This is a genomic window from Levilactobacillus enshiensis (genome assembly GCF_007115095.1).
Taxonomy (GTDB): domain Bacteria; phylum Bacillota; class Bacilli; order Lactobacillales; family Lactobacillaceae; genus Levilactobacillus; species Levilactobacillus enshiensis.
Genome location: NZ_SULH01000011.1, coordinates 37,090 through 48,357, shown reverse-complemented (window position 1 = coordinate 48,357; position 11,268 = coordinate 37,090). Strand labels below are relative to the sequence as shown.

Genomic DNA, 11,268 nt, shown 5'->3' with positions numbered 1-11,268 from the left:
ACCTCCATTTTTCACTCATATTCTAACTGATTTTAGACCAAAATCAAAATAATTTGACCTATTTTGACCAATTAATTTATGCCTGTGCTTCGGCGAGTTGGGCAATCTTGATGACCACATCGGTTGCCTTTTCCATGGTCTGTTCGGAAACGTATTCGAACCGACCGTGCATGTTCTCGCCACCAGCAAATAAGTTTGGCGTTGGTAAGCCCATAAAGGAAATCTTGGACCCGTCAGTCCCCCCACGAACAGGGAAAATCAGTGGCTTAATGTCGAGTTCTTCCAGCGCCTGCTTGGCCAAATCGACGACCGTCATATCCTTCTCGATGACTTCGCGCATGTTGTAATACTGATCCTTAATGGTGACCTGAACCCGGTTTGACCCGTATTGCTTATTCAGTTGGTCAGCGACACCTTGGAACAGCTTTTTGCGGTCTTCAAAGACCTGACGATCGTGATCCCGAATAATGTAGCTCAGATGAGCTGAATCAACGGTCCCGGTCATGCTGTACAGGTGGAAGAAGCCTTCCCGACCCTCTGTGTTTTCTGGACGGTCATGTTCAGGTAACGCGGCATGGAAGTCCATGGCAACCTGAGACGCATTGACCATGACCCCTTTGGCCTCGGCGGGGTGAACGTTAGTCCCCGTCACGTCGACCTGTGCATCGGCAGCGTTAAAGGTCTCATATTCCAATTGTCCCAGCGGACCGCCATCGACCGTGTAAGCAATGTCGGCGCCAAAGTCCTTGACGTCAAAGTGGTCGGCACCCGTACCGATTTCTTCATCGGGGCCAAGGCCAATTTCGATTTCACCGTGCTTGATTTCTGGGTGGGCTAGTAGATATTCGGCAGCCGCCATGATTTCAGCGACCCCAGACTTGTCATCGGCCCCCAGTAACGTGCTGCCATCGGTGGTGATCAAGGTGTCACCCTTGTAGTTTTTCAAATTAGGGAAAACGGCTGGATCCAACGTGTACTTACCCGCATCATCGAGCTTGATGACGGAGTGGCCATCGTAGTTTTCGACAAATTTGGGGGTAATGTCCTCGCTGTTAAAGTCAGCCGTGTCAAAGTGGGAAATGAACCCGATCTTTTGCACCTGCTTGGTGGTATTCGCCGGCAGGGTCGCGTAAACGTAGCTTGATTGCGCGTTGATGTGAACGTTGTCCAGCCCAATGGCCTTCAAGTCCGTCACCAATCCCTCAGCGAACTTCGTCAGCCGCTCGTTAGAGGGAACAGTCGTGGAGTTCGGTGTGGACCGGGTATTGATCTTCACGTATTTTAAAAACCGGGGAATCAAATTTTCATACTTTGCCAAAATGAATCACTCCTCAATTAAATTAACTTCCAAAATTAGTGTACGCGTTTTCGGGATCAAAGAAAAGTAAACGGGTCAGTGTTTAGCGTAGATGGCACCACGGTAATTGGCCAGTTATTTTCCTGTGCCCATTGGCGGAAAAGCTGCGTCAGGTGTGGTTTACAGATACTTTCAATGTGGTGACCAGGGTCAACCACATTGAGGCCAGCAGCAATCATGTCGTGTCCGGGATGATAGGAAATATCCCCCGTCACGTAAACGTCGGCGCCCTTCGCCAACGCCGTTTGGTAAAAGGGACCACCAGAGCCACCCAGAACGGCCACGCGACTGACCGGCGCATCTGGGGTCTGGCTGATCAACCGCAAGCCTTTGACCTTAAAGATGGTCTTACATTGTTCGGCAAACGCTTTGACCGTCGTTGACTGAGCCAAGGTCCCGATTCGCCCCATCGTAATCTCTGGGGTCGCCGTTGTACCGTTGCTAGGAACTAGACCGGCCACGTCATGGAGACCCAGTGCACTGGCTAACCAATCATTCATGCCACCAGGTGCACTATCCAGATTCGTATGGGCCCCGTAAACGGTAATGTCATGTTTCAAAAGGGTCGCGTACATTTGATTCTGTGGTACCGCTAAGTCCAGATTTTTGGCCGGATGAAACATCATCGGATGATGGGCGAAGATAAAGTCAGCGCCTACCGCAATGGCCTCTGCGACCACTTCTGGTCGAACGTCTAAGGTCACCAGAACCTTGTGGACCTCGGCATCCAGACTCCCTAACTGCAGCCCCACTGGATCACCAGGTTCTGCCCAAGTCTTCGGGGCAAACTGTTCAAAACGATCGACTAACTCACGCACCAACACGTTGCAAGACCTCCTTGATCTGCTGAATCTTCGTCTGTAACTCGGCAACCTTTTCTGCTGGCACCTCATGGGCCGATTCGACCTGTTGCAGCACCTCACCGGTTCGCGTTAACTCGCGTTGCCATTTGGCCACAAAAATGTCATTGTGTTCCGCCAACAGGTACGGTCCAAAGCGTAACGTCTCCTCATCATATTGTTCGGGACTAGCGTTACGGTCCGCGACCAGAATTTCGTAGGTGTGGCCGTCTTCCGCCACAATCTGTTCCGCCACCAGTTGAAAGCCGTGGGTCATTAGGAAACGGCGCACGGTCATCTCGCCCACGTTAGGCTGAAGAACTAGACGCGACACGCCAGCTAGCCGGTCGAAGTCTTGCGTCAAGATCTGGGTGATGAGTGCCCCGCCCATCCCCGCAATAGCGACCGTATCAATGTGGTCATCGGGCACGATTGCTTGAAGCCCATTGGCTAAGCGCGCCGTGATTTGGTCGCCCAGTCCCTCACGGGTAATCTCGTGTTCGGCATTTTTAAATGGTCCGGGAACGACCTCCCCGGCAACGCCACCGACGATGACGCCGTTCTTCGCTAAATTCACGGGTAAATAGGCGTGATCGGTCCCAATGTCGGCCAATCGGGCCCCTTGGGGGACGTAGCTGGCAACAATGGCTAATCGTTGTGAAAGATGGTCTGCATCCATGAATAAATCTTCCTTTCTGAAACTTGGTTTTATTTTTTAATTAATTCAATCCTGTTCTTTTACCGGTCATCAAACTTGAATCAAGCCGCGTTGGCCGTCTGAGAACCGACCGCTTGGCTGCAGTCGCGTTCAACTCGGTTGCACTCGCAATGACACAACCTGTTGTCAATTGGCGCGCACCGTGAATGTTTAGTATCAACTCTGATCGCTAACTTCAAGTATAAGCTACCATTGGGGAATTGAATAGCAACAAATTTCCACCAAAATAAATAGGTATCAGGAGCGCCCACTCTAAGGTGAACGGTCTTGATACCTATTTTGCATCATATTTAGTGATTAACCGCCAGACGACAATGTGCGTGCAGACCGAATCCTACCCCACAGCAACTGAATGTGCTAGTGGTCGAGGTTCCCCCACTTCACATCTCGTCTAACTGCTAATCTTTCTGCTGACGCCGCGTTTGTGGACGATCAGCACCTTCATCATTGACCGGTGCCTCACCCATCTTAGAGTACGGGTATGGGTACGTGATCTTCATGACGGCTGGCATCACGATTGGCAATAGGATGACCAGCAAGACGATCCCAATAATCACGGCCAACGCAATTTGAATCAGCGTCATGACCCCGGAAGGAATCAGTGCGGCAAACGTCCCGCTCAAAATGATACCGGCAGAAATAACGACGGTCCCAATCACGGTTGCGGCGCGCAGCATCTTGTCGCTCGTTGCCCCCGGCTCATGTAAGAACTCACGATATTTCCGCATCAGGAAGATCGAGTAGTCGACCCCTAAGGAGACCAACATGACAAACGTGAAGAACGGTGTATTCCACGTCAGCATATCTGCCCCCAAGACTGGTTTGACCAACCAGTGAACGATGGTCAACGCTCCCGAGTAAGCAACGATGAGGATCCCCTCGATCACGATTGGTTGCACCAGAGAACGGGTCACTACCATTAAGGCAATAAAGATCCCAGCCAACATGATAATGACGGTCCGCGTAAAGTCACCAGAGGCCATCTCGTTGATATCGTTAGTCTGCGAGGTATTTCCACCAAAGGCGACCTTGGCCCCACTGAGACTGGTTCCCTTCAGCGAGCCCGTGACGACCTTTTCCAGTTTAGGTAACCGGGCCATCGCAGCAGCCGAGCTCGGGTCATCCTTTAAGACGACCGTCAGCTTGGTGATCTTACGGCTTGGCGACATGTACGTGTTCAGGGATTCCTTGAACGTGCTCCCGTGCAATTGCTTGCTTGGAATGTAGAAGGTCTCGGCGGCCGCCGACTTTTGCAGACCCTTCAGGTAAACATTGGCCGTACCGACCCCACTGGAAACTTGCGTCAACCCAGTCGATGCCGAGGTCAGGCCCTTGCGCAGTGCCGTCAACTGTTTGCTCATGGCCGCCAATTTTTCGGCCATAGTCTGGTTGCCAGCAGCCACTTGACTCGCTCCGGAAACCAGGCCTGGCATCTTGCCATTGATGTTGAACATGGCACTCGACAACTGACCGGTGGCACTCGCTAGCTGGCTACTTTGCGAACTAGCCTTCTGTAAGGCGGTTGTTGCTCCCGGTAAGACTCGATTTGAATTCTGTGCCAACGTGGCAACCGCGCTTTGTAACGTTGCCGTTGAACTTTGAAGCGACTGTAACTGACCAGCAACACTTTGGTCAGCGGCACCAATGGCACTCGCATCGCTCCCAATCTTCGTCAGTGAACTGCTCAAGGACGCCTTCAACTGGTTCTGAGCAGCGGTCTGCTGTTCCAGAACACCTGCCAAGACCTGCTTTTGCGCAGCCGACAGTGGCACACCTTGGGCACTAAACGCGGCAGCTACCGTGCTGGCACTGACACTTGGCAAGTTACCGACACTGCTCTTGATATTCTGGAGTTGCGTGGCAATATCCTTGGTCTGTGTCCCAATAGTCGTCAACGAACTCGTGACGCCACTGGTACTCGTCGAATTAGCAGAAACTTGTGTGTTCAGCTGCTGAATGGCTGCATTTAACTGCGGCAAGGCTGATTCTAGTTCAGCCAGCTGTGCCGCCTGTTTCCCGCCTGAGGCCGAAGAGACCTGACTGTTCAAGGCGTTGACCCCGGTTGATACCTGGGCAATCGCGGATTGGAGTTGACTCGTTCCCGTGCTGACCTGCTGTGCACCAGAGGCCAACGTTTTAGCTGATTTGACGGAACTAGCCACGTTCTGCTTACTCAATTGGCTGTTAGCCGACTTCAGGCCCTTATTGACTTTATTGACCCCTTTTTGGGCCTTAACTAATCCACTGGTGACCGTGCTCATTTGATTACGGACATACAAGGCCTTAATGGCCTTTCCCCCGGGCTGAGTTGCGGATGCTACGGTCTTAACTCCCGTTGACCCTTGTAATTGTTTGGTCAACCGGTCGATCAGTAAGAGCGATTTTTCATTGTCTAACTTGTGATCACTCTGAATATAAATGGTCGTTGGTTCAGCAGTTCCTTTGGAAAAATGACTCTGAACGATCTTAAATCCTTGCTTAGCGGGCACACTGTCCCCAATTTCAACTAAGTTGTCGTAATCCAGTGTTCCGTGTGAGGACAGGGCCAACGGGACAAACACGATTCCGGTCACAATCAGGGTGATGATTGGCCGAATCATTGCGTGTTTCGCCATCCCATGCCAGAGCCGGCTGTCGCCTTCACCTTGGAATTTCTTAATGGGCCAGAACATGTGTGGACCACAGATAGCCATGAAGAATGGATTCAACGTCAGGAGCACAGCCAGTAGGACCACGACCCCGACGGCAATACCAACGGCTGAACGGTACAGAGAGAAGTTGGCAAAGCCCAACACACTCATCCCAATTAAAACGGATAGGCCGGAATACAGCACCGTTCGCCCACCAATTTTAATGGCCTCCTTAGTCGCTGTGTATCGGTCTTTCCCCCTTGCGAGTCGCTCTCGAAACTCGTTATAGAGCAAGATGTTATAGTCGGTCCCAATCCCGAACAGGACGATCACGATGAAGACCTGGGTAAAATTAGAGAATGGGAAGTTGAAGCGGTCGACCAAGTTGGCCACCACGGAGATTGAGGTGATCACGGACACCCCAACGGTCAGCAGTGAGAAGAGTGGCGTCACTGGTGACCGGAAGACTAACCAAAGGACTAGGAAGATAAAGACGGCCGCAATAATTTCGGTCTTCTGAACCCCAGCTTGTGTGGCGTCCGAGAAGTCTTGATTTAAAACGTCAGCCCCGGTCACGTAGGTCTTCACACCACTGGTCTTCGCTAGCTTCGTGATCTGCGAGCGAATCGATGCGACAGAATGACTGGAACTCTTGTGCACGTTCAGCTGTAATAACTGGGTGCTCTTGTCTTTCGAAATTAATTGTGAAGCGGCCGTCGAACTATCACTCGCCGCCGTCATTGACCGAATCTCATATTGGTCTTCATGTGACTTGATTCGATTAATGGTCTTGTCGATCTGCGTATTTTGACTTGCGGTCAGTGCTGAATCACCGTTGTTAAAAACCACAACGACAGCGGTCGTTCCTCGCTGTGAACGGCCCCATTGCTTTTGCATGTTGGTTGCCCGCGTACTTTGGTAGCTGTTAGGTACCGTAATCTGGCCCTTATCCGCTACCAATTTACTCATATTAGGAATCGTTAGGACGGCTAGCAACACAATCACTAACCATCCTAAGACATTCCAAATATAATGTTTATTCATCCAACGCACGATGACGTCCTCCTTTGGTTGATTTGGTAACTTAATTTTCTATTCTACTGAATGTTAAAAGATAAAATTCAGGTCTCATCTCAGTATGGGTAAGCAGTTACACCGTTAAATTAGGCTAATTGGGTGCAGGCCGTCAGGGATTCCGGCTGCTGTGGGAACGCTTCAGACTGGAAGCCACATGTCGCCAAAGTCGCCCGTGCTGTAAGCCAGCTGATAATTTGTCGCCAACTTACACCACTTTCACGGCTGGGGCCATCCCTAGCCTCCGCCGATGCTGACGATTTTTTATCAAGACAACGGCTGTAGGTCACAGCTACCTGGTATTTTGGAATTCAATTGATAACGACCGTTACGGTTATTCTCAGAGTTGTCTGAGAACACAATGTAAGCCGAGAAGTCGGCAGATATGAGCTCAGGCGCGTCGTTCTACTTAGTTAGTAAGTGGTCTGCTTACTGGCTTAGTAGAAAACCAAGCTTGTAGACTCGTGTTCTTCGAGGCTTCAAGTTGTGTTCGCACCGTTCCAGCTCATATCTGCCGGCCGGTAAGGCGACTCAACCACTAAGTTGCCCAGTTTTAGGATCACCGTTGTTGCCAAAACCGGCATGAGCCATACTTTGGGACTTTCAACCTTTAGCTATTCTACTGAATGTTGCCTAATCCATGCGGTCCAGTCCAGTTGGAGGGGGTGACCCGCTGAAAGGGGTGAAATCTGACCGATTGAGAGGGTGGCCAGTTCCTGACGATAGCGCTGTTCCGCATCGCCAAAAACGGCCAGCGCATTGGCAATCGGCTGTTGGTCCTTTAAATCAGGCAGATCATACATTTTCATGAATTTTGGCTTTTGATCAAAGCCGAAGATCTTTTTGACGAGCCCGGTATTCTTGACGAACGGCACGGTTCCTTCGATGGCATCGAAGACATCGAGCAAGGTAATTTGATTGGGATCTCTCATCAAGACGATTCCCCCATTTCGGCCCGAAATCGTCTTAACGATCTGTGCACTGGCCAACTTTTGTACAATTTTTTTCAGGTAACTCGTAGAAATTCCCAAGTGCTTCGCAATTAAACGACCGTGCAACGGAACCTCTCGATCCTGAATTCCAAGTAAGGCAACGATACACAGCGCCTGTTCTAAGCTGGGTTTGGCTTTCATATGACATCTCCTTTAGATGAAAATAGTTGAAAATTCGCAATGATTAAACGAGCTACATTATATCCCCTTTAGCTATTTTTTCAAGACTTTTTCACCCACTAATTATAAACGAATTTAGCTATTTTTGTGTGTAAACGGTTACGTCCCGTATAATAACGATAAACGTTGGTCTATCCTGACCTACGTCCCGCTTGTTTGTAATCTACTGGGGAAGCTGCCCCTTCACAGGGGTGCTATCACACCACGAGGCGGGGCGACTTGCCAGTGATCACCTCGTGGAGAAACACGTTTCTCAAAGCATCATGTTACCTTCATCCTAGCAACTAGTCTGCGTCGACTGCTAAGTTACTGTGCTAGCCAAAGCGTCAGCTCAGAAAAAAATCCCACCACAACCATTCAGTCGTAGTGGGATCCTCTAATTTTCTATTCCAAGAAGTCTTTTAATTGCTTGCTCCGTGATGGGTGGCGTAACTTCCGCAGCGCCTTAGCTTCGATTTGACGAATCCGTTCACGAGTGACACCGAAGACCTTGCCGACTTCTTCCAAAGTCCGCGTCCGGCCATCGTCCAAACCAAACCGTAACCGCAAGACGTTTTCTTCACGATCAGTCAGCGTGTCCAAGACACTTTCCAACTGTTCCTTTAATAACTCGTAAGCGGCATGGTCGGCAGGACTCGTGGCATCTTGATCTTCAATGAAGTCACCTAAGTGAGAATCATCTTCTTCACCAATTGGCGTTTCCAAAGAAACAGGTTCTTGCGCAATCTTCAAGATCTCACGAACCTTTTCCGTTGGCATGTCCATTTCGGCCCCAATTTCTTCAGGCGTTGGTTCCCGCCCTAAGTCTTGGAGGAGTTGCCGTTGAATTCGGATTAATTTGTTAATGGTTTCAACCATATGCACCGGAATTCGAATCGTCCGTGCTTGGTCAGCAATCGCCCGTGTAATCGCCTGCCGAATCCACCAAGTTGCGTACGTGGAGAACTTGAACCCTTTCCGGTAGTCGAACTTTTCGACAGCCTTCATCAGTCCCATGTTCCCTTCTTGAATCAAGTCCAGGAATTGCATCCCCCGACCCACGTAACGCTTGGCAATGGAAACGACCAACCGTAAGTTGGCTTCAGCTAGCTCTTGCTTGGCTTCTTCTTCACCGTTTTCGATTCGTAAGGCTAAAGCAACTTCTTCATCCGCCGTTAACAGGTTGACCCGCCCAATTTCCTTCAAGTACATCCGGACTGGGTCGTTGATCTTCACACCAGTTGTGGTGGAAGCATCCTTTAATTCCTTCTTCGAAACGGCCTTTTGGGCTTTAACGGCCCGTGGGTCTGGCTCACCCTTAGCATCAACCACGCTGATTCCGGCATCGGAGATAGTTTCCAGTAACTTATCCATCTGCTTGGCATCCAACGTGTAAGGGGTCGCAACCTTATCGGACAGGTCATCATAAGTGATGCTCCCGGCCTTTTTGTTATCTTTAATTAAGGCACGCACCGTTTTGTTGTATGCTTTTTGGTCAAACATTGGTTGATCTGTGGTCTTTTTTGCCATTAAAATACCCCCTATTAAACTTGCTTGTTCGCTTGTCGCTGACGTTCTAACTGAACAATCTCAACAACGAGTTGTCGCTGTTGCTCGGCATCGCCCAACCGGGAAGCCTCCGTCAATTGATTTTTTTTCAATCGGAGCTGTTCCTCGATTGGCGCCTCGTCCATAATGACTGCCAAATAGTCATCAATCTCCCGCGGGGTAACCGCCGCGTAAGACTTGGTCTCTAACATAATAACGAGTTGCTGCAGCCGGTCTTCTTGAATAAAGTCCGTGAACTGAGCCGTTACGTACGTTTGGTGCGTTTGGAAATAACCCTGGGCCAAGGTATAAATAATTTGATAATCGTCGTGAACAAAACTAAAGTCCGGCATGGCCGTGACTTGTGCCCAGACGTTGCGGTCGTGCAATAACCGATACAGCAAGCCCTGCTCTGCCCGTTCTAAGCGGGTGAGCGGACGCTGCTGTTGATGCACGGTGACCGCTGGACTAGCGGCAGGGACTGGAGCCGCCTGTTGTTGACGGGGCCGCTGCCGCTCTTGTTGTGCCGCCGTATCACGTTGCACCTGTTTTAACTGGGCGACCAGTGCATCCTTATCGAGCTGAAACTCCGTGGCTAACTGCTTGAGATACATGTCAAGTTCCACCGGTTCCTGGACCTGAGCTAGCAGCGGCATGGCTTGATTTAAGTAATCCAGCCGCTCACTATCCGTATCCAACGCCCGGTTACGTCGCAAGTACCGCAGTTGAAAGCGAATCGGCGTTTCCTTCGCCGTTGTCAACATTTGCTTAAAGGCCTCGTTGCCATGAGCCTTGCGATATTCATCGGGATCTTGGCCCTCCGGTAACTGAATAACACTGAGCTGCAGGTGACTGTGCTGTCCCAATAACGACAAGGCCCGTTCGATTGCGCGTTGACCAGGCTCATCACCATCGTAACACACGTTGAGCTTATCCGTCGTCCGTTCGATCGCATAAATTTGCTCGGTCGTCAGGCTAGTCCCCATGGAGGCAATCCCATTCCGCACACCCGCTTGGGTCGCCGAAATAACGTCCATGTAGCCTTCAAACAGCGTCACTTCACCGGCTTGCCGAATTGCCGGCCGTGCGAGATCGAAGTTAAACAACAACCGACTCTTGGTAAACAGGGCCGTTTCCGGACTGTTTAAATATTTCGGTTGGTCGTCTGCCTTCTTTAAAAGTCGACCCGAGAACGCCGCTACGTGGCCACTGGCATTGCGTAAGGGAAACATGACCCGCTCGGTAAACCGATCACGGAGTTCCCCATCCGCATTTTCAATGAACAGTCCCGATTGCCGTAACAACTGATAGTCGCTCTGTCGTTGATCGAAGAATGGCTTCAACAGTCGCTGACTCGGTGCAAATCCTAACTGATAGGTCTCAATCGTCTCGTCCGTGAGCCCCCGGTCATGCAGGTAATCCAACGCAGGTTGCCCCACCTCGGTGTTGACCAAAATGTGATGATACAGCTTTGCCGCCTGTTCGTGGAGGGCAATCAATTGTCCCGTCTTGGAATCAACAGCCGGGGCCGCAGCATCCTGCCGGTATTCACTGGCTAAATCAACGTGGCTAAAGTCGGCGACCTTCACCACGGCCTCGGGAAAGCTGATGTGTTCCAGCTCCATTAGAAACTTGAAGACGTTCCCCCCGCGACCACAACTGAAGCAATGGAAAATCTGCTTATCTTCCGTCACGGAAAATGACGGGGTCTTCTCCTCGTGAAAGGGACAAAGGCCGAACAGGTTTTTCCCGGATTTTTTGAGTTGCACGTACTGACCAACCACATCTGCAATGTTAGTCGCCGTTCGAACAGTTTCAATCACTTCTTCGGGTATCTTTGCCAAGCCATCACTCCCTCACCTGCGCGCCCGTAGCCTTGAAAAGTCGCACCCCGGAAACCCGAAAAGTGCGACTCTTTAATTGGAATTCGTGCGCAAAAATACACTATACA

At 50.6% G+C, this 11,268-nt stretch carries 7 protein-coding genes; all 7 read right to left on the bottom strand.

The annotated features are described in order from the left end of the window. Positions 1-76 precede the first annotated feature (76 nt). Positions 77-1,318 (bottom strand): peptidase T, encoded by a 1,242-nt coding sequence (pepT, locus tag FAY32_RS11105; protein ID WP_143463502.1) that lies wholly within the window; start codon positions 1,316-1,318, stop codon positions 77-79. A 56-nt stretch (positions 1,319-1,374) separates the two neighbouring features. Beyond that, positions 1,375-2,181, bottom strand: a complete 807-nt coding sequence (locus FAY32_RS11100; RefSeq protein ID WP_143463501.1) for a Nif3-like dinuclear metal center hexameric protein — start codon at positions 2,179-2,181, stop codon at positions 1,375-1,377. Continuing rightward, on the bottom strand, positions 2,168-2,875 hold the full coding sequence (locus FAY32_RS11095; RefSeq protein ID WP_143463500.1) for a tRNA (adenine(22)-N(1))-methyltransferase: 708 nt from the start codon (positions 2,873-2,875) through the stop codon (positions 2,168-2,170). The genes FAY32_RS11100 and FAY32_RS11095 overlap by 14 nt, the downstream gene beginning before the upstream one ends. Before the next feature lie 437 nt (positions 2,876-3,312). After that, a complete protein-coding gene (locus FAY32_RS11090) occupies positions 3,313-6,588 on the bottom strand; it encodes an MMPL family transporter (protein ID WP_225428341.1) in 3,276 nt (1,091 codons plus the stop codon). A 644-nt stretch (positions 6,589-7,232) separates the two neighbouring features. Next, positions 7,233-7,751 carry an RrF2 family transcriptional regulator gene (locus FAY32_RS11085; RefSeq protein ID WP_143463498.1) on the bottom strand — a complete coding sequence of 173 codons (519 nt, stop codon included), beginning with the start codon at positions 7,749-7,751 and terminating at the stop codon, positions 7,233-7,235. Positions 7,752-8,174: 423 nt separating this feature from the next. Beyond that, positions 8,175-9,305, bottom strand: coding sequence for an RNA polymerase sigma factor RpoD (gene rpoD, locus FAY32_RS11080; RefSeq protein WP_404820141.1), 1,131 nt, complete (start codon positions 9,303-9,305; stop codon positions 8,175-8,177). Positions 9,306-9,313: 8 nt separating this feature from the next. Then, positions 9,314-11,161, bottom strand: a complete 1,848-nt coding sequence (gene dnaG, locus FAY32_RS11075; protein ID WP_143463497.1) for a DNA primase — start codon at positions 11,159-11,161, stop codon at positions 9,314-9,316. Positions 11,162-11,268: the final 107 nt, after the last annotated feature.